Genomic DNA, 20,473 nt, shown 5'->3' with positions numbered 1-20,473 from the left:
ATGATGACATTACAATTATTACTTGTATTAGGAGCCACATTACTAGCAACAGTATTTGCGGAACCTAAATTTATTCAATTTATGCGAATGAATCAGTTTGGACAAACAACTTTAGAAGATGGGCCATCTTGGCATAAAGCCAAAAGTGGAACACCTACGATGGGAGGGTTTATCTTCTTAATGATGATTGGGATTGTTAGTTTAATTCTTGGAGGATTATTCGGACATTTTAATTTCACATTATTAAGTGGCGTCATTGGATTTGTATTTTTTGGTGGAATCGGATTTTTTGATGATTTTATTAAAGTGTTTAGAAAACAAAATCAAGGCTTAAAAAGTCATCAAAAATTTGTTTTACAAATAGTAGGTTCTGCAGTTTTTGTAGCTTTATTCTTATTAAGTGGACGTACTCCATTAATTTATATTCCATTTTTTGGTGAAGTACATAGTTTAGTCTTATTTGCAATTTTTACTATCATTTGGATTACAGGATTTTCAAATGCGGTAAATTTAACAGATGGGTTAGATGGACTAGCGACATCAACATCTATTGTTGCTTATGGAACGTATGCATTTTTAGCATTACATTCAAAACAAGTAGAAATTGCATTCTTCTGTTTTAGTGTAGTTGGAGGATTAATTGGATTCTTAATGTTCAATTGGAAGCCAGCTAAAATCTTTATGGGAGATGTTGGTTCTCTAGCTTTAGGTGCAGGATTAGCCATTATTTCTTTAATGCTTCATCATGAGTGGAGTTTACTAGGAATTGGGATTGTATTCGTATTAGAAACAGCAAGTGTGATTATTCAAGTAACCTCATTCAAATTAACTGGAAAACGTGTGTTTAAAATGAGTCCCATTCATCATCACTTTGAAATGTGCGGATGGAAAGAAGTGAAAATTGTTTTAGTCTTCAGTTTAGTTGGACTTATCGGTACGCTTATTACATTCCTATTTATTTAGAAAAGCTTTTTAGCTTTTCATACATATTTTACGGCAGTTTATACTGCCATATACATATTGAAATTGATTTAGGGGGCATATTAGGTGCTAAATAAAAACGTTTTTGAACATAAAAGAGTATTAGTCATTGGATTAGCAAAAAGTGGAGTGGCAGTTGCAAAATTATTATTACATCAAGGGGCAATTGTAACAGTAAATGATCGTATTCCATTAGAAGAAAATCCAGATGCAAAAAGTTTAATCGAAGAAGGAATTCGTGTTTTAGCAGGTTCTCATCCAGTAGATTTATTAGAAGAACATTTTGATTTTGTTGTGAAAAACCCTGGAATACCATACTATAATTGTATGGTAGAAGCTGCTATTAAAAAAGGAATTCCAGTATATACAGAAGTAGAAATTGCCTATCATTTATTAGAAGGTTTAATTATCGGAATTACAGGTTCAAACGGGAAAACGACTACAACTACATTAGCGAGCTTAATGTTGAAAGAATCATTCCCTGAACGTCAAGTTTATGCGGCAGGAAATATTGGAATTCCATTATCGCAATTAGCAGAACAATCAACAAAAGAAGATATTTATGTTTCCGAATTAAGTAGTTTCCAATTAATGGGAATTGATCAATTCAAACCGAAAATTGCGTGTATTGTAAATATATTCAGCGCTCATTTAGATTATCATGGGACAAGAGAAGAATATATTAAAGCAAAACTGCAATTAACGAAAAATCAAACGGAAGAAGATTACTTAGTTTATAATGCTGATTATCCAGAATTGATTACTTTAATTGAAGGCCATACAAAAGCAACATTAGTTCCATTTAGTAGAAAAACTGTTTTAGAGTTTGGAGCTTGTGTTGAAGGGGATTTCATTTGCTTCAATGGTGAAAAAGTGATTCCAGTTTCAACGATTCAAGTTCCTGGAACGCAAAATGTTGAAAATGTATTAGCAGCAGTTGCAATTGCAAAATTAGCAGGAGCTACAAATGAAGGTATTAAAAAAGCAGTACAAAATTTCCATGGTGTAAAACACCGTACTCAATTTGTAAAAGAAGTGAATAAAAGACGTTTCTACAATGATTCAAAAGCGACGAATATTATCGCAACTCAAACAGCGTTACGCAGCTTTACAAATCAATCTGTTGTTTTAATCGCAGGTGGTTTAGATAGAGGAAATGGTTTTGATGAATTAGTTCCCGATTTAACATCTGTATCAGGAATTGTTTTGTATGGTGAAACAAAAGAAAAATTACAAGAAGCTGCGAAACTTGCAGGTGTTCCTGTTATTGAAGTCGTGAATACATTAGAAGAAGCGACTAAAAAGGCTTATGAAATTAGTAAAGAAGACGATATTATTTTATTATCACCAGCTTGTGCAAGTTGGGATCAATTTAAAAGCTTTGAAATTCGTGGAGATGAATTTATTCAAGTTGTAGAGAATTTATAAGAAAGAGGAGACATTCATGAGAGTTGTCGTATCTGGTGGAGGGACAGGAGGTCATATTTACCCAGCCCTTGCATTTATGAGATATTTAGAAAAACAAGAGGATGTAGAATATTTATATATTGGAACTAAACGTGGATTAGAAAGTAAAATTGTTCCTCAAGCAGGGTATGCATTTGAATCCATTAAAATCGAAGGATTAAAGCGTTCGCTTTCATTAGAAAACTTAAAAACAGCCTACTATATGGTAACAAGTGTCATTAAAGCAAGAAAGATTTTAAAAGAATTTAAACCAGATGTTGTCATTGGTACAGGTGGGTATGTTTGTGCACCAGTATTATTCGCAGCTAGTTTATTAAAAATTCCAACCATTATTCATGAACAAAATAGTGTTGCAGGAGTAACAAATAAATTTTTAGCAAAATGGGTCAATAAAATTGCGATTTGCTTTGAAGATGTGAAAAAAGATTTTGCATCCTATAGTGATAAGGTCGTATTAACAGGAAATCCTAGAGGTCAAGAAGTTGTGGAAATTAAGAAAAATCCTGACTACTTAGCTTCAATTGGAGTTCAGACAGAGTTGCCAATTGTTGTAATCTTTGGTGGAAGTCGTGGGTCTGAGCGAATGAATGAAGTATTTGTTGAGGCTTTAGAAGGATTTGCGGATAAAAATTATCATGTCATAATGGTTACAGGAGAAGTGCATTATGACAAAATCAACAATCAGATTACAAGTTTAGAAAAATCATTGCCAAATGTTTCTGTTTTTCCGTATATTAAAGATATGCCACAACTATTCCAAAATGTGGATTTAGTCGTTTGCCGTAGTGGCGCAACAACTTTAACAGAACTAACAGCATTAGGTTTAGCAAGTATTTTAATTCCAAGTCCATATGTGACGAATAACCATCAAGAAGCCAATGCTCGTTCATTAGTTGATCAAGGCGCAGCTTCGATGATTTTAGAAAAAGAATTAAATGCTCAAACAATGTTAGCTGAAATTGATGCAATTTTAGTTGATTCTCATAAAAAAGAAGCCATGGCTGCTTCTGCTAAGAAAATGGGCATTACAGATGCAAGTGCACGATTAACAAGTATGATTCATGAAATCATGTAATATGATAAAGGAGGAGTCTTATGAAATTTTTTAAAAAAGCTTCAACTTCTTCGCCTCCTCCTGAGTTCGATGAGGAGGTACAAAATAAGGAATCATTACTGATATTGAGAAAAATCTTTTATTTTTCTAAGTTAGAAATGAGATTTTTATGGTGGATTTTCCTTGTAAGTTTGATTTGGGGATTGTATTTTATTTCTCCTCTTTCAAAACCTAAGGAAATTTATGTGTATGGAAATAGACAAGTGGCAGTAGAAACGATTCAAGAACAAGCTGGTATCAAAAAGGGAAAGAGTATCTGGGGAATCTTATCAGAACATGAGATAATTCGAAAAAGATTAATCGCTCAAAACCCTAAAATCAAAGATGTTTCTGTAACATTGTCAGGATTGAATACAATTCAGTTAACGATTTTAGAAAATCCTGCTATTGGTTATTATGTTGAAGAAGGAGAATATAAAGAGTTATTAACAGATGCTCAGTCGATTTCAGTAGAAGAACTAACGAATAAAGAAAATTATCCAGAATTAGTGAACTTCACCGAAGAATCGAGAACTCAATTAGCAAATCAATTGGAGAAAACTTCCCCAAGTGTGATTAGTAGTATTCGTCAAATTCAATACGTAGATCCTGACAAAAAACCGTTAAAACTTCATTTAAAAATGAATGATGGTATGAAAGTGATTGGGACATTAAAAGATATCGGTGAGAAGTTAAATTATTATCCAAGTATTTTAAAACAATTGCCTAAAAAATCAGGAACGATTGATATGGAAGTTGGAATTTTTTACACACCAGACGTGAATGCCCAATAAATTGAAAAAAATTATTAAGAAAATATACAAATGTTTTCTTAACAGTAAAGAAATATGTTAAAATAAATCAGTATAGTTATTTATGAAATATAAAATGAAAAAATAATAGGAGGTTTCAATAAACGTGAAAAATCAAGGAATTTATGTGAGTTTAGATATTGGAACCACTTCAATTAAAGTTGTTGTTGCTGAGTATATTCGTGGACAATTAAACATTATTGGAGTCGGCAATGAAAAATCTCAAGGACTAAGCCGGGGAGTAATTGTAGATATCGATGAAACAGTTGAATCTATTAAAAAAGCCGTAAAACAAGCAGAACAAAAAGCAAATATTCAAATTCAAGATGTTATTGTAGGAATCCCAAGTAATCAAATTTCAATTGAGCCATGTCATGGAATGATTGCTGTATCAAGTGAAAATCGTGAAATTACAGATATCGATGTTCATAATGTGATTTCAGCAGCAAAAGTACGTTCCGTTGCACCTGAAAGAGAAATTATTTCTGTTATTCCAGAAGAATTTATCGTGGATGGATTTGATGGCATTAAAGATCCTCGTGGAATGATTGGGGTTCGTTTAGAATTATATGCAAGTATGATTACTGGACCAAAAACAATCGTTCATAATATTAAACGTTGTATTGATAAAGCAGGATTAAATATTGAGGAAATGGTCATTCAACCTCTTGCGATTAGTCAAGTAGCAATGTCTGCTGGTGAACGTGAATTTGGTACTATCTTAATTGATATGGGTGGTGGACAAACAAGTGCGTCAGTCATGCATGATCACCAATTAAAATTCTCATACGTAGACCAAGAAGGTGGAGATTTCGTAACAAAAGATATCTCTGTTATCTTAAACGCAAGTTTTGAAAATGCAGAACGCATCAAACGTGAATATGGTTATGCCATTTCTATTGAAACTTCTGAAGATGAATTTTTCCCAGTTGAAACAATTGGTAAGAAAGATCCTGTTAAAGTGGATGAACATTATTTATCAGAAATTATTGAAGCAAGAGAAGTTCAAATTTTTGAAACTATTAAACGTGCATTAGAACAAGTAGATGCCCTAAACTTACCAGGTGGTATTGTCTTAACAGGTGGAGCATCTTCTATGGCAGGTGTACTTGAATTAGCTCAAGAAATCTTTGGAGTAAATGTGAAAACGTATATTCCTGAACAAATGGGAATGAGAAATCCAATTTATGCAACAAGTATGGGATTAATTCAATATGCTGCATCATTAGATGATGTGCATCGTATTGCCCAAAAAGGTAAATTAACAACTGAAAAGAGAGTAACACCTCTAACGAACCCTAGCCGTCCAGTTGTAGAACCAACTCCACAACCGGTTGAACAACCAAAAGTTGAAGTGGAAGTAGCAAAAGAAACTGAATCAGAAAGTTTTGGAGATAAAGTGAAAAACTTCTTCAAAATGTTCATTGACTAGTCATAATCTAAGGAGGAAAAAGAATGGAATTCGAATTTGATACAAATTTACAAGGCGCTGTTATTAAAGTGATTGGTGTAGGGGGAGCAGGAAATAATGCTGTAAACCGTATGATTGCTGAAGGCGTACAAGGCGTTGAATTTATCGTTGCCAATACAGATACACAAGCTTTAGCAAATTCTAAAGCAGAAACTAAAATTCAATTAGGACCTAAATTAACAAAAGGTTTAGGAGCAGGTTCATTACCTGACATCGGTTTAAAAGCTGCAGAAGAAAGTGAAGAACGTATTCGTGAAGCTTTATCAGGAGCAGATTTAATTTTCGTTACAGCTGGTATGGGTGGCGGAACTGGTACTGGTGCAGCACCAATCGTAGCTCGTATTGCAAAAGATTTAGGAGCTTTAACGGTTGGGGTAGTAACTCGTCCATTTAGCTTTGAAGGACCAAAACGTGGTCGTTATGCAGCAGAAGGTGTTGCTCAAATGAAAGCAAATGTGGATACATTAGTAACAATTTCAAATAACCGTTTATTAGAAATCGTTGATAAAAAGACTCCTATGTTAGAAGCATTCCGTGAAGCAGACAATGTATTACGTCAAGGAGTACAAGGTATTTCTGATTTAATTATTGCACCTGGTTATGTAAACTTAGACTTTGCTGACGTGAAAACAGTCATGAAAGATCAAGGTTCAGCATTAATGGGAATCGGAGTTGCTAGTGGAGAAAACCGTACTGCAGAAGCAACGAAAAAAGCTATTTCTTCTCCATTATTAGAAGTTTCAATTGATGGAGCAGAACAAATCTTATTAAACATTACAGGTGGATCTGATTTAACATTATTCGAAGCGCAAGATGCTTCTGATATCGTAGCAGCAGCTGCAACAAATGATGTTAATATTATCTTTGGTACATCTATTAATGAAAATCTTGGAGATGAAGTTATTGTAACAGTTATTGCTACTGGAATTGATGAAGAGCATAAGTCTTCTAAAAAAACAGCAACACGCACTAGCCGTTCAACATTAACACCAACTACACCAACTTCAACAAAAGAAATTGGGAATAACCCTCAAACATTCCAAGAAAAACAAGTAACACCAAAGAAAAAAGCAGTAGTTGAAGAAAAACAACCTGAAAAAGATATTTTTGGAGATTGGGATATCCGTCGTGAAGCAACTGTTCGTGAAACAACAACAGAAACAGATTCTCCATTTTCACAAAAGAGTTTTGTAGAAGCTCCAGTGGAAACAAAATATGAATCTGACGACACATTAGATACACCACCATTCTTCAGAAGAAGAAATAGAAACTAATATGATGATTAAACGTAATGCAGAACAAATATTAACTCGCATTCAACAATCATGCGATAAAGTTTCAAGAGATGTACAAGAAGTATGTCCTATCATAGTAACTAAAAATCGTACGAATGAAGAAATCCAAGAAGTTTATTCTCTTGGATTTCGGCATTTTGCGGAGAATCGTGTCGAAAAGCTATTAGAACGCCAAAATGCATTTCCACAAGAGGATATTGTTTGGCATTTGATTGGACCATTACAAAAAAGAAAAGTAAAACAAATTGTGAATCGAATTCAATATTTTCACGCGATTGATCGATTATCGATTATGGAAGAAATAGAAAAAAGATTAGATTCACCATTGAAATGTTTTCTAGAAGTCAATGTTTCTGGGGAAGAATCGAAACATGGATTTACTAAAGAAGAAGTTTTTGAAGCTTTTGAAGCGGCAAAACAATATGCAAAAATTGACATTATTGGCTTCATGACAATGGCACCATTTGATGCGAGTGAAGAAGAAATTCGTCAGTATTTTCACGAATTAAAAGAAATTTCTGAAAATATTAACAGTGAGAAGCCATTACAATTAAGTATGGGGATGAGTCAAGATTATCCGATTGCGATTGAAGAAGGCGCTCATTTTATAAGAATAGGAACCGCTTGGTTTGAAGAGGAGGAGTAGTATGGGATTTTGGAATAGCGTTAAAACATTTTTAGATCCAGATGATGGGTATGAGCCAATCGATGAAGAAATGTATGAAGAAGAACAGTCAAATGTTCAGGAATACCGAAGAACTCCCTCTAATGTTGTTAGTTTTCAACAAGCGCAACAAAATAAAAAAGTTTCAAAAGTTTTTGTGATGGAACCAACGGTTTATACAGAAGCAGAACGTGTGGCAGACGCTTTGTTAAAAGGTGAAGCAGTGATTATTAACTTTAGAAAAATGGAAGTTGCGGATGCGAAAAGAGTCATCGACTTTGTCGTTGGAGTCACTTATGCCATTAATGGAGATGTTCAACAAATTCGAGAAGATATTTATATTTGTTCACCACCGAATTTCCAAGTACAAGGATCTTTTGTTGAGGATGAGTATTCTTCTTATTAATGGAAATAAATTTAAGTTAAGGAGAAAGATATGTTATTGTTTCAATTTATCCGTTTATTGTTACGGGCAATTGATATTTATATGATGCTTATTAGTGCGTATGTTATATGTACTTGGTTTCCACAAGCGCGCAATATGACATTCGCTAGATGGTTACAAGCTGTTTGTGAACCATATTTGTCTTATTTTGATCGAATTCGAATTGGGATGTTTGGTTTTTCAGCTGTATTTGGATTATTATTTTTACAATTTTTAAAACTTGGTATTATTCAAATCGTTAAATTTTTACTTTATTAGGTGATAGTTATGGATACGTCTATATTTCAACATTTTAGAAAAGAAGAGCAAGATTTTATTCGTAAAGTAGAATCTTGGGTGGTTTCTAGTCAAGAACAATATGCCCCTATTTTGACGCCATTTTTAGATCCACGACAACAATTTATTGTTGAAGCAATCGTAGGTCAGTATGATGAGATTAAATTTCAATTTGAAGGTGGTTATATTGCAGCTGAACGAAAAAGATGTATGATTTATCCAGATTTTTATACACCGAAAACAGATGAATTTGATGTTGAATTGATAGAAATTCGTTATCCAATAAAATTTTCTTCAATAAGTCATGGACAAATCCTCGGTTCTTTGGTAGGCTTAGGGATAGACCGTGACCAATTAGGAGATATTATTTCTGATGGGATTCGTTGGCAATTATTGTTGACGAAACAAATGTTGCCCTATTTGGAACAAAATTTTCAAAAAGTTGGAAAAATTAGTATTCGAATAGAGAAAAGAGAATATACAGAATTACTTGTTCCGATTGATCATTGGACATTTACAACCGCAATTGTGTCTTCCTTACGATTGGATACATTAATTGCATCCATTTTTCATATTTCTAGACAGCGCTCAAAGGAATTGGTAGAGAGTAATAAAGTAAAAGTTAACTGGGCAGAAGAAATTCGTCCTGATTTTATGATTGAATTACTTGATATTATTTCCATAAGAGGGTATGGTAGAATACAGATAAAAAATATAGAGGGACGGACAAAAAAGGATAAAATAAAACTTGAAATAGGTCTGCTCGAGAAAAACAAATAAGAGGAGTTGGAATTATGTTAACACCAATCGAAATTCATAATAAGGAATTTCCTACAAAATTTAAAGGTTATGATCCTGAAGAAGTAAACGATTATTTAGATGAAGTCATTCGTACGGTTGAACAATTAATTCGCGAAAATAAAGATTTAGAAAAACGTGTAAAATTCAATGAAGAAAAAGTTTCATACTTTAATTCTATTCAAGAAACATTAAATAAATCAATCATTGTAGCTCAAGAAGCTGCTGACCGTTTGAAAGAAAATGCTCGTAAAGATGCAGAAATTATTATTTTTGAAGCTGAAAAAGAAGCTGAAAGATTATTAAAAGAAGCTGCTGAAAAAGCAACAGAAATTAATCGTGAAACAGATGTGTTGAAGAAAGAAACACGTATGTTCCGTCAAAGATTACAAATTATGGTGGAATCTCAATTAGAAATGATTAAAAATGAAGAGTGGGATTTATTATTAAATAGCCATTCTAAAATTGAAGTATCAGCACCATCGATTGATACAATTTTAGCAGGTCGTGCTAAGAAAAATGAACAATTAATTACTCCAGAAGTAACTCCTTCATTTACTCCAAGTTTTGAAGAAACGAATCCAAACAAACAAGAAATCGTTCTTCCAACGGATGAAGTGATTACTGTAGGTGAATTTCAATAATCAAAAAACGTGATACTTATTTTGTATCACGTTTTTTTGTATGCTTTTTCCAAATGGAATGTAAACGAAATAGAGAGTCCACTGTAAAAATGGCTAATGCAATCATTCCAGCAACTGCAATGGTGCTAGATAAGTAATATTGTGCTTTCACAGAATCTCCTGTTAAAAAAGCGTAAGCAGTACGGTACATTCCAGCTCCAGGGACTAATGGGAAAAATCCTGGAATAAAAAATACTGTAACGGGAGCTTTAAAAAATCTAGCTGCTAAGTGAGAAAGAAAGGCTACAGTGAGTCCGCTATAATAGGTAGATAATTCCATACCAGCACTATCTAAAAATAAAAGGTAAATCCACCAACCAATTCCACCAATTAGCGCGGTATATTTGATTAAACGTTTAGGAACTTCGAATACAATGCTACTGAAATAAACAGCAATGACTGAACTAATGACTTGAAACATCATAATGGATTCACACCTCCTCCAATTAATAGACCAATTGCTACAGCAATGGAAATGGATAGAGCAGTGACTGCAGCTTCTACAGCACGAGCTGTACCGGAATTATAATCTCCGCGTAAAGTATCACGAATGGCATTTGTAATAGCTGTTCCAGGAACTGCTGGCATAATTGCTCCAATAATAGGAATTCCAATATGAATAGATGGAAAGACATTAGCTTGTAAAAAGCAAATAATAATAACTATTGGAATAATGGAAACTAAGTTAGTGATAAACATTCCTAGTCCTAATTTTGCATCAAGTTTATACACAAATGGGAGGACAATAGCTGCAATTCCCGCAACAAACATTTCCAATAAGGTAGCTCCATAAAGCGCAGCATAGCAGCCACACATAATAACTAGCCCAACATTTTTTAACCAAGCTGGATAATCTGATTCTTTTAAATTTTGAAATTTTTCATAAGCAGTATTAATATCAATTTCACCACTGACTAATTGACGTGAAATACTATTAACTTTATAAATTCGATTTAAGTTTGTATCTCGATTTGGAACACGACGGATTTCTGTAATACAATCAATACAGTCATCATCTAATGTTGCAAAGATTCCTGTAGCATTTGCGAATGCCTCGCAAGTTGAAAAGTGTGAAGTAGATAAAATATAATTCATTGTTTCTTCTACACGATAACTCTCTGCATTACATTCTAACATAATTTGACCTGCCAACATGGCAGTATCCATCAATTTTTTAGCGTATTCTCGCATGCTGAATCTCCTTTAAGATTTAATAAGTCTAGTATACCATAAGTTTAAAACGTGTAAACAAGTCTTTCTTTTTAACTGTGTTAATCGTTAGACTATAACAGATATGAAAATTTGAAGAATATTCTCTTAATATTCAACTTAGTACTGTTTTTTAGAAGGAATTTGTTGTATCATAGTGATAGAAAATAATTGGAGGGATAGTTGTGGAACTATTTGAAGAATTGTCAGGTAAGATTAAAGGGAAAGGTTTGAAAATTGTTTTCCCTGAAGGAAGCGAACCTCGTATTTTAGGTGCTGTTGTACGTTTAAAAGCAGATGAATTATGTGAACCTATTTTATTAGGGAAGAAAGATGAAATTGAAGAAGTAGCTCAAAAACGTGGATTTAATTTACATGATATTACTGTAATTGATCCAGAAACTTACGAAAACTTTGAAGCTGTAGTGGAAAGTTTTGTAGAACGTCGAAAAGGAAAAGCAACTCCAGAAGCTGCTCGTGAATTATTAAAAGATGTGACTTATTTTGGTACAATGATGGTATACATGGGCTTAGCAGATGGTTTAGTATCTGGTGCAGTTCACTCTACAGGGGATACTGTACGTCCAGCGTTACAAATTATTAAAACTAAACCAGGTGTATCACGTACAAGTGGTGCATTTATTATGATTAATAGTGATAAATCTAAGAAATATTTATTCTCTGATTGCGCTATTAACATTAATCCAAATGCGCAAGAATTAGCTGAAATTGCTGTTGAATCAGCTAAAACAGCTGAATTATTTGGGATTGAACCTAATGTTGCTTTATTAAGTTTTTCAACGAAAGGTTCAGCAAAATCTGAAGAGGCTTTAAAAGTAGCAGAAGCTGCTCGTATTGCGAAAGAATTAGCTCCTAACTACAATATTGATGGGGAATTACAATTCGATGCTGCGTTTGTACCAAGTGTTGGGAAACAAAAAGCTCCAGATTCACCAGTTGCAGGGGAAGCTACAGTATTTGTATTCCCTGAAATTCAATCAGGAAATATTGGTTATAAAATTGCACAACGTTTCGGTAACTTTGAAGCAATTGGACCAATCTTACAAGGATTAAACAAACCAATTTCTGATTTATCTCGTGGATGTAATGAAGAAGATGTTTATAAATTAGCAATCATTACAGCAAACCAAGCTTTAATGGAAGCTTAATCTAAAAAATAACGAAAGCATGGAATAATCGTTCCATGCTTTTTGCGTATACAGAAACCCTAGACTAAACTTTTCAAAGGTAGCACGGACGCCAGTAGCCCTTGCGGTCTCTTGGCTAAAATTTGAGCCTAGAGTCTCAAATTTTCCGGTAAAAGAATCTGGCTTGCCAGTTTCTTTTACTACTGCTACGGGAAAAGTTTAGTCTAGTTTTTCTGTTATGATTGTTACGTTTCTAAATTTTTTATACGTTCTGGACGTAGACATAAACTCTAGCCATGACTTTTCAAATGTAGCAACGGCGCAAGCAGTCTTGCTTTAGCGAGTCTCATTGCTAAAATTTGAGCCTAAGGTCTCAAATTTTCCGGTAACAGAATCTGGCAAGCCAGTTTCTATTACATCTGCTACGGGAAAAGTCTTGGCTAGATTTTATGTCATGTTTGTTTCGTTTGTATAAATTGTTAATGAAAAAAGGTAAAAACCATATAAAAGTAAGTAGCACAAATATTTTATGTAGTGAAAGTAATGGAAGCCAAGGATGGTTTCGATTACAGGTAAAAATCGAGACCGAGGCTCGATTTTTAGCCAAGAGACTCGTAGAGGCTACTAGCGACCACACAAGCAAAAAATATTTTTACTACTTACTTTTATTTCGTTTATAAATATTGTAGTGAAAAAAACGTTCATTACATATAAAAAGCAAGAAGCAAAATTTTTTTGTAGCGAAAGTAATAGAAGCCTGTGATGGCTTCTATTACAGGCAAAATTTGAGACCTCAGGCTCAAATTTTAGCCAAGAGACCCGACAGGGGCTACTGGCGGCCACGCATACAAAAGAAATTTTGCTTCTTGCTTTTTATTCCGTAATAGGCTATCAATGCAAATTTTTATAAAAATATGGTACACTGAAAATAACATTGTGAAGAATTGAGGAGCCTATCGTGAAACAAAAATTATTACTAGTAGATGGCAGCAGCTTAGCCTTTCGTGCCTTCTATTCCATCTTAGATCTAAACCGATTTAAAAACCAAAACGGATTACACACAAACGCATTGTATTCATTCCACCGAATGTTCAAAACAATCCTAGAACAAGAACAACCTACCCACGTATTAGTAGCTTGGGACGCAGGAAAAACAACCTTCCGTACAGAAATGTATGCAGAATACAAAGGCGGCAGAGCAAAAACACCATCAGAATTCAAAGAACAAATGCCATACTTCAACGTCCTATTAGACGCATGGGGAATCCCACATTATCGCTTAAACCAATACGAAGCCGATGACATTATTGGAACATTAGCCCATCAAGCATCAAAAGAAGGTTTTGAAGTAGTCGTCTTATCCGGAGACAAAGACTTAATCCAATTAGCGACTCCAGAAATTACCGTTAAAATAACAACAAAAGGAGTAAGCGAATTAGTCGAATACACTCCAGCATTTATCAACGAAAAATATGGACTAACTCCAGAACAAATTATCGACATGAAAGGACTAATGGGTGACTCATCAGATAATTACCCAGGCGTGACAAAAGTTGGTGAAAAAACCGCTATTAAATTACTCCAGGAATACGGAAGTGTTGAAGGTATCTATGAACAAGTCGAAGAGATGAAAAAAAGTAAGCTAAAAGACAATTTAATTCAAGATAAAGAATTAGCCTTTTTAAGTAAAACATTAGCAAGAATCGACATCAATTCCCCATTAGAAATTAGCATAGCAGATACCCTTCGAAAAGAAGAAAATGTCGAAGAACTAATAGCCTTTTATAAAGAAATGAGTTTCCAATCATTCCAAAAAGATTTGCTCAATAAAAAAGGTGGGCAAGTTATTCAGAAAGAAAGTATTGATAGCCTAAACGTTCAATGGATTGATACTATTTCAGGAAAAGAATTACAAGATGCAACAACGGTTCATTTTGAATCATTTGATAACAACTATCATATTGCTCCAGTCTTAGCAGTTGCATTCGGAAATGAAAAACAAGTGTATGTCACTTCTATTGAATCAGCTGTTCAGTCTGAAGCATTTAAACAATGGTTAGCAGATGAAACCATTGAAAAAACGATGTTTGATACGAAAGCAATGAAAGTATTCGCAAACCGTTTTGGACTAACAGTAGCAGGTGCAAAATATGATGTGTCTCTATTAGCCTATCTAGTGGATGCCAATGAAATAGTCAATGAAATTTATGATGTAGCGAAACGATTTGGTATTTCATTATTGAAGACTGATGAAGAAGTATATGGAAAAGGCGTTAAAATAAAAGTTCCAGAAGAAAAAGAAGTATTTTGGAATCATTTAGCTGCAAAAATTTATTTATTAGCGACTGCTCCAAAACTTTTATTAAAACAATTGGATGAAAATGAACAAACTCAGTTATATTGGGAAATGGAATTACCGTTGAGTGATATATTAGCTCGTATGGAAATTCAAGGAATTCGAGTAGATCAGAATCGTCTAATCGAAATGGGACAACAGTTTGAAGAACGATTAAAAGAAATTGAACAAACAATTTATGAATTAGCAGGAGAGGAATTTAATATTAATTCTCCAAAACAGTTGGGTGTTATTCTGTTTGAAAAAATGAATTTACCAGTTATTAAGAAAACAAAAACGGGATATTCGACAGCGGTCGATGTATTAGAAAAACTAGCTTCCCAATCTCCAATTGTTGAGTGCATTTTAGAATATCGACAATTAGCAAAATTAAATTCAACTTATGTTGAAGGATTACAAACTTATATTGATGAAAAAGGTAAAATTCATACACGTTTTGTACAAAACTTAACGCAAACAGGTCGTCTAAGTTCTCAAGATCCTAATTTACAAAATATTCCAATTCGTACAGAAGAAGGAAGACAAGTTCGTTCAGCGTTTTTACCAAGTTGTCCAGATTGGAAAATTTTATCAAGTGACTATTCTCAAATTGAATTACGTGTATTAGCGCATATGGCAAATGATGTTCATATGATTGAGGCATTTAAAAATAATATAGATATTCACACGAATACAGCGATGCGTGTATTTGGAATACAAAATCCTGAAGAAGTGACAAGTAGTATGAGAAGACAGGCAAAGGCTGTTAACTTTGGAATTGTGTATGGAATTAGTGATTATGGGCTTTCTCAAAATCTGAATATTCCACGTAAAAAAGCCAAAGAATTTATTGATCGCTATTTAGAAGAATTCCAAGGAGTCAAAGACTATATGGAAACTATTGTAGCGGAAGCACGTCAAAATGATTATGTAGAAACATTGTTCCATCGCCGTCGTTATTTACCAGAAATTCATTCGAGCAATTTTAATATTCGTTCATTTGCAGAAAGAACAGCGATGAATTCACCGATTCAAGGAACAGCTGCGGATATTTTAAAAGTAGCTATGATTGAGTTAGATAGAGAGTTGAAAGAACGAAATTTCCAAGCAAAATTATTATTACAAGTACACGATGAATTAATTTTTGAAGTACCAGAAGAAGAAGTTGAAAGTTTACAAAGCTTAGTAGAAGAAGTCATGGAAAATGCAGTAAGCTTATCCGTGCCATTAAAAGCAGATAGTAATATTGGTAATAACTGGTATGAAGCAAAATAAAGTTGATGAGAGGAGAAACTATGAAGTATAAAAGAATTGTTTTCAAAGTAGGAACAAGTTCATTAACGAATCCAGATGGAAGCTTGTCACGAGCAAAAGTTAAAGCTATTACGCAACAACTAGCTATGTTACATGAAGAAGGACATGAATTAATTTTAGTTTCTTCTGGGGCAATTGCTGCAGGGTTCTCTTCTTTAGGATTTAAAAAACGTCCAACAAAGATTGCAGATAAACAAGCTTCTGCTGCAGTTGGACAAGGTTTATTATTAGAAGAATATACGTCTAATTTATTAATGAAAGGCATTGTTTCAGCACAAATTTTATTAACGCAAGATGATTTTGTCGATAAACGTCGTTATAATAATGCCCATCAAGCGTTATCTGTATTATTAACGCGTCATGCGATTCCAATTATTAATGAAAACGATACAGTGTCAATTGAGGAATTAAAAGTTGGGGATAACGATACTTTAAGTGCGCAAGTAGCAGCAATGGTCCAAGCAGATTTATTAGTTTTATTAACAGATGTTGATGGCGTATATAATGATAATCCTTCAAAAAATCCAAAGGCAAAACGATTTGATACGATTGATGAAATCACGAAAGAATTAGTCGAAATGGCAGGCGGAGCTGGTTCTAGCAATGGAACAGGCGGGATGTATACGAAAATTAAAGCAGCAACGATTGCGACAATGGCGGGTGTTCCAGTTTATATTTGTTCATCCTTAAAAGAACAAGCGCTGATCGAAGCAGCTCACCAAACGGTGGATGGAACGTATTTTACAGCGCAAGAAAAAGTGATGAAAACTCATAAACAATGGCTTGCTTTATATGCGAAAAGTAAAGGGAATTTAGTCGTTGATGCTGGCGCAAAACAAGCTCTACAAGAAGAAGGTAAAAGCTTATTAATCTCGGGTGTGAAAGCAGTTGAGGGAGAGTTTTATGAATCCGAAATCGTGATAGTTGTCGATGAACATTATCAAGTGATTGGAAAAGGACAAACTCGCCTAAGTAAATACGCTATTGCACAACAATTATCGAAAAATAATCGAAAAGGAATTGTGATTCATCGAGATGATTGGATGACTATTTCTGGAGAGTTAGAACTATTAGAACAAGAATTTTAAGGAGGCATGCATATTGACGACACAACAATTGTTAGCAACGGTTAATCGTTTTAAAAAAGAAATCAATATTGCTTCAACAAAGTCCAAAAATGAAGCGTTAGAAGCAATGGCTCTAACTTTGTTAGAAGATACTGATGATATTTTAAAAGCAAATGCATTAGACTTAGAAAAAGCTAAGGGACATATTTCAGACGTGATGCTAGATCGTTTGAGATTGGATGAATCTAGAATACAAGCAATGGCTGAAGGAATTCGACAAGTAGCTCAATTATCAGATCCAGTTGGAGAAGTCATTGAAGAAACAGTCGGTGCACAAAATATTCAAATTAAGAAAAAGAGAGTGCCATTTGGCGTAATTGGAATTATATATGAAAGCAGACCGAATGTTACGTCAGATGCAGTAGCATTATCGATTAAAAGTGGAAATGCGGTTGTATTAAGAGGTGGCAAGGAAGCATATCAAAGTGCTTTTGCGATTGTGACAGCCTTGAAAAAAGGATTAGCCAAAACAAGTATTTCTCCAGAATGTATTCAATTAGTCAGTGATACGAGTCGAGAAAGTGCGATGGCATTAATGAAAGCAAAAGGCTATATCGATGTGTTAATTCCTCGAGGTGGAGCTGGATTAATTCGTGCAGTTATTGAAAATGCGATTGTTCCAGTCATTGAAACAGGTACAGGAATTGTGCACATTTATATTGATAAAGATGCAGATTTAGCTAAAGCAATAAAAATAGTCGAAAATGCTAAAATGAGTCGTCCATCAGTATGTAATGCTATGGAAGTTTGTGTGGTTCATGAAGCTATTGCCCCTCAATTTTTACTATTACTAAAAACAACTTTAGTGGACAATCATACTCCGGCTGTTGAGTTAAGAGTTGATGAAAAAGCAGCTCAATACATTTCAGGAGTGAAAGCTCAAAAAGAAGATTTTGATACGGAGTTTTCTGATTATATTATGGCTGTAAAAGTCGTAAGTTCGATTGAAGAAGCAGTGGGTCATATTGAAACACATAGTACTCATCATTCCGATGCGATTATTTCAGAATCAGATGATGCGATTGAATTCTTTACAACAAGAGTGGATAGTGCTGCGGTTTATGTGAATGCTTCTACTCGATTTACTGATGGTGGAGAATTTGGCTTGGGATGTGAAATGGGAATTTCCACTCAAAAATTACATGCTAGAGGGCCAATGGGGTTAAAAGAAATGACAACTTATAAATACATTGTGTATGGAGAAGGTCAGGTGAGATAAGATGAAAACTATTGGAATCATCGGTTTAGGAAATATGGGAAGCGTCATTGCGACAATTGCGGCTAAACATGAAACTTATCCACTATTACTTGCTAACCGTACTCATGAAAAGGCAGTAAATTTAGCAGAAAAATTAAACGCTACAGCAGTTACTAATAGACAAGTTTTTGAACAAGCAAATGTGATTTTTTTAGGAGTAAAACCAAATCAAATTCAAGAGTTATTAGAAGAAAACAAAAATATCTTAGAGCGACGAGAGTCTATCCTATTGATTAGTATGGCTGCAGGAGTGACTTTAGAACAGTTAGATTCAATGACAGATACTCGTCATCGTTGGATTCGTATGATGCCAAATACACCACTACAAGTAGCAGAAGGTGTGGTTAGTTTTTCTCTTGGGGAAAATGTGACTACATCGTATAAAGAGGAATTTGTTCGTTTGCTTCAATGTGCAGGTCTATTAATAGAATTACCGGAAGCTCAAATCGATGCTGCTACAGCATTAGCCGGTTGTGGTCCAGCTTTTGTTTATATTTTTATTGAAGCATTAGCAGAAGCAGGAGTGAGTATGGGCTTATCTAGAGAAGTTGCGCTTCAGTTAGCGACCCAAACAGTTAAAGGATCCGCAAGTATGATTGGTGAAACGAAGGAGCATCCAGCTATTTTAAAAGAAAAAGTTTGCAGCCCAGGAGGGTCAACGATCGCTGGAGTGATTTCATTAGAACAAACAGGATTTAGATCAAGTATCATCGAAGCGACTAGATGTGCTAAACAAAGAACAGAAGAATTAGGTCGATAAAGAAGTAAACTTGAACTCAATTTTTATTGATGTGAAAAAAATCATACAAATGTATAGGTTAAATAATCATATGAATTGAGTTTGTGAGATTTTTGTAGTATAATTTCTGAGTTGAAAAGAGGTTTGAGTGATGGAAATTCCCTTTTTAAGCGTATTCCATCACTTTCATTTTGTTACAAATTGGAGGAAAACATGAAATTAAGAAATGATATTCGTAATATTGCCATTATCGCTCACGTTGACCATGGTAAAACAACATTAGTAGACGAATTATTAAAACAATCAGAAACATTAGATGCACGTACAGAATTATCAGAACGTGCAATGGACTCAAATGATATTGAACGTGAACGTGGTATTACGATTTTAGCAAAAAATACTGCTGTTCAATATAAAGGTACTCGTATTAACATCATGGATACACCAGGACACGCGGACTTCGGTGGAGAAGTAGAACGTATCATGAAAATGGTAGATGGTGTAGTTTTAGTTGTAGATGCTTATGAAGGAACAATGCCTCAAACACGTTTCGTATTGAAAAAAGCATTGGAACAACATTTAACACCAATCGTAGTAGTGAATAAAATCGACCGTGACGCTGCTCGTCCAGAAGAAGTAGTCGATGAAGTATTAGAATTATTTATCGAATTAGGAGCAGATGATGATCAATTAGAATTCCCTGTAGTTTATGCTTCAGCCCTAAACGGAACTTCTAGTATGTCTGATAATCCTGCAGACCAAGAACCAACAATGGATTATTTATTTGATACAATTATCGAACATATTCCAGCACCAATTGATAATTCAGATGAGCCTTTACAATTCCAAGTATCATTATTAGACTATAATGATTATGTAGGACGTATTGGTATCGGTCGTGTATTCCGTGGAACTGTAAAAGTTGGGGACCAAGTATCTCTATTAAAATTAGATGGAACTAAGAAAAACTTCCGTGTTACAAAATTATTTGGTTTCTTCGGATTAAACCGTTTAGAAATCAATGAAGCAAAAGCGGGGGACTTAATCGCTGTTTCAGGGATGGAAGATATCTTCGTTGGGGAAACTGTAACACCAGTAGATGCGCAAGAATCATTACCAGTGTTACACATTGATGAACCAACATTACAAATGACATTCTTGACAAATAACTCACCATTTGCAGGACGTGAAGGTAAATTTGTAACAGCACGTAAAATTGAAGAACGTTTAATGCGTGAATTACAAACAGACGTATCTCTAAAAGTAGAACCAACTGATTCACCAGATGCATGGATTGTATCAGGACGTGGAGAATTACACTTATCAATCTTAATTGAAAATATGCGTCGTGAAGGATA

General features: G+C 34.2%; 19 protein-coding genes. 17 read left to right on the top strand and 2 right to left on the bottom strand.

From position 1 onward, the window contains the following. The 11 genes from mraY to RWL86_RS06280 all read left to right on the top strand — a co-directional run bounded on the left by mraY (position 1) and on the right by RWL86_RS06280 (position 9,946). Positions 1 to 963: a phospho-N-acetylmuramoyl-pentapeptide-transferase gene (mraY, locus tag RWL86_RS06330; protein WP_314078031.1), complete on the top strand. Its 963-nt coding sequence runs from the start codon at positions 1 to 3 to the stop codon at positions 961 to 963. Positions 964 to 1,047: 84 nt separating this feature from the next. Continuing rightward, positions 1,048 to 2,409, top strand: coding sequence for a UDP-N-acetylmuramoyl-L-alanine--D-glutamate ligase (gene murD / locus RWL86_RS06325; RefSeq protein ID WP_314078029.1), 1,362 nt, complete (start codon positions 1,048 to 1,050; stop codon positions 2,407 to 2,409). A 16-nt stretch (positions 2,410 to 2,425) separates the two neighbouring features. Next, on the top strand, positions 2,426 to 3,523 hold the full coding sequence (murG, locus tag RWL86_RS06320; protein WP_314078026.1) for an undecaprenyldiphospho-muramoylpentapeptide beta-N-acetylglucosaminyltransferase: 1,098 nt from the start codon (positions 2,426 to 2,428) through the stop codon (positions 3,521 to 3,523). Between the two features lie 20 nt (positions 3,524 to 3,543). Next, positions 3,544 to 4,335, top strand: coding sequence for an FtsQ-type POTRA domain-containing protein (locus tag RWL86_RS06315; RefSeq protein ID WP_314078025.1), 792 nt, complete (start codon positions 3,544 to 3,546; stop codon positions 4,333 to 4,335). 124 nt (positions 4,336 to 4,459) lie between these two features. After that, positions 4,460 to 5,785: a cell division protein FtsA gene (gene ftsA, locus RWL86_RS06310; RefSeq protein WP_314078023.1), complete on the top strand. Its 1,326-nt coding sequence runs from the start codon at positions 4,460 to 4,462 to the stop codon at positions 5,783 to 5,785. Between the two features lie 23 nt (positions 5,786 to 5,808). Continuing rightward, the gene (gene ftsZ / locus RWL86_RS06305) at positions 5,809 to 7,098 is read left to right on the top strand and encodes a cell division protein FtsZ (protein ID WP_314078022.1); all 1,290 of its coding nucleotides are present in this window, start codon (positions 5,809 to 5,811) and stop codon (positions 7,096 to 7,098) included. 4 nt (positions 7,099 to 7,102) lie between these two features. Next, positions 7,103 to 7,765, top strand: coding sequence for a YggS family pyridoxal phosphate-dependent enzyme (locus tag RWL86_RS06300; RefSeq protein ID WP_314078046.1), 663 nt, complete (start codon positions 7,103 to 7,105; stop codon positions 7,763 to 7,765). 1 nt (position 7,766) lies between these two features. Then, positions 7,767 to 8,189, top strand: a complete 423-nt coding sequence (locus RWL86_RS06295) for a cell division protein SepF (protein WP_314078019.1) — start codon at positions 7,767 to 7,769, stop codon at positions 8,187 to 8,189. Between the two features lie 30 nt (positions 8,190 to 8,219). Continuing rightward, on the top strand, positions 8,220 to 8,486 hold the full coding sequence (locus RWL86_RS06290) for a YggT family protein (RefSeq protein ID WP_314078017.1): 267 nt from the start codon (positions 8,220 to 8,222) through the stop codon (positions 8,484 to 8,486). Positions 8,487 to 8,495: 9 nt separating this feature from the next. After that, a complete protein-coding gene (locus RWL86_RS06285) occupies positions 8,496 to 9,284 on the top strand; it encodes an RNA-binding protein (RefSeq protein WP_314078014.1) in 789 nt (262 codons plus the stop codon). Between the two features lie 14 nt (positions 9,285 to 9,298). Next, complete coding sequence (locus RWL86_RS06280; protein ID WP_314078013.1) at positions 9,299 to 9,946, top strand: DivIVA domain-containing protein; 648 nt, start codon at positions 9,299 to 9,301, stop codon at positions 9,944 to 9,946. A gap of 16 nt (positions 9,947 to 9,962) precedes the next feature. Here RWL86_RS06280 and RWL86_RS06275 read toward each other — a convergent pair whose 3' ends face one another. Then, on the bottom strand, positions 9,963 to 10,409 hold the full coding sequence (locus tag RWL86_RS06275; protein WP_314078010.1) for a threonine/serine exporter family protein: 447 nt from the start codon (positions 10,407 to 10,409) through the stop codon (positions 9,963 to 9,965). Continuing rightward, positions 10,406 to 11,176 (bottom strand): threonine/serine exporter family protein, encoded by a 771-nt coding sequence (locus RWL86_RS06270; RefSeq protein WP_314078008.1) that lies wholly within the window; start codon positions 11,174 to 11,176, stop codon positions 10,406 to 10,408. The genes RWL86_RS06275 and RWL86_RS06270 overlap by 4 nt, the downstream gene beginning before the upstream one ends. Before the next feature lie 203 nt (positions 11,177 to 11,379). On the opposite strand from RWL86_RS06270, the gene pta reads away from it, so the two are divergent. The 6 genes from pta to RWL86_RS06240 form a co-directional block, all read left to right on the top strand. After that, on the top strand, positions 11,380 to 12,363 hold the full coding sequence (gene pta / locus RWL86_RS06265; protein ID WP_314078007.1) for a phosphate acetyltransferase: 984 nt from the start codon (positions 11,380 to 11,382) through the stop codon (positions 12,361 to 12,363). A gap of 934 nt (positions 12,364 to 13,297) precedes the next feature. After that, positions 13,298 to 15,952, top strand: a complete 2,655-nt coding sequence (gene polA / locus RWL86_RS06260; RefSeq protein ID WP_314078045.1) for a DNA polymerase I — start codon at positions 13,298 to 13,300, stop codon at positions 15,950 to 15,952. A 20-nt stretch (positions 15,953 to 15,972) separates the two neighbouring features. Further along, on the top strand, positions 15,973 to 17,079 hold the full coding sequence (gene proB / locus RWL86_RS06255) for a glutamate 5-kinase (RefSeq protein ID WP_399534573.1): 1,107 nt from the start codon (positions 15,973 to 15,975) through the stop codon (positions 17,077 to 17,079). Between the two features lie 10 nt (positions 17,080 to 17,089). Continuing rightward, positions 17,090 to 18,337, top strand: a complete 1,248-nt coding sequence (locus tag RWL86_RS06250; protein ID WP_314078044.1) for a glutamate-5-semialdehyde dehydrogenase — start codon at positions 17,090 to 17,092, stop codon at positions 18,335 to 18,337. Position 18,338: 1 nt separating this feature from the next. Next, positions 18,339 to 19,136, top strand: a complete 798-nt coding sequence (proC, locus tag RWL86_RS06245) for a pyrroline-5-carboxylate reductase (RefSeq protein ID WP_314078005.1) — start codon at positions 18,339 to 18,341, stop codon at positions 19,134 to 19,136. A 192-nt stretch (positions 19,137 to 19,328) separates the two neighbouring features. Continuing rightward, positions 19,329 to 20,473 (top strand): GTP-binding protein (locus tag RWL86_RS06240; RefSeq protein ID WP_314078003.1); only part of this gene is annotated, 1,145 nt, incomplete at its 3' end.

Source organism: uncultured Granulicatella sp. (assembly GCF_963515095.1).
Lineage (GTDB): Bacteria > Bacillota > Bacilli > Lactobacillales > Aerococcaceae > Granulicatella.
The sequence above is the reverse complement of the archived record's forward strand: the minus strand, read 5'-3'. Positions and strand labels throughout refer to the sequence as shown.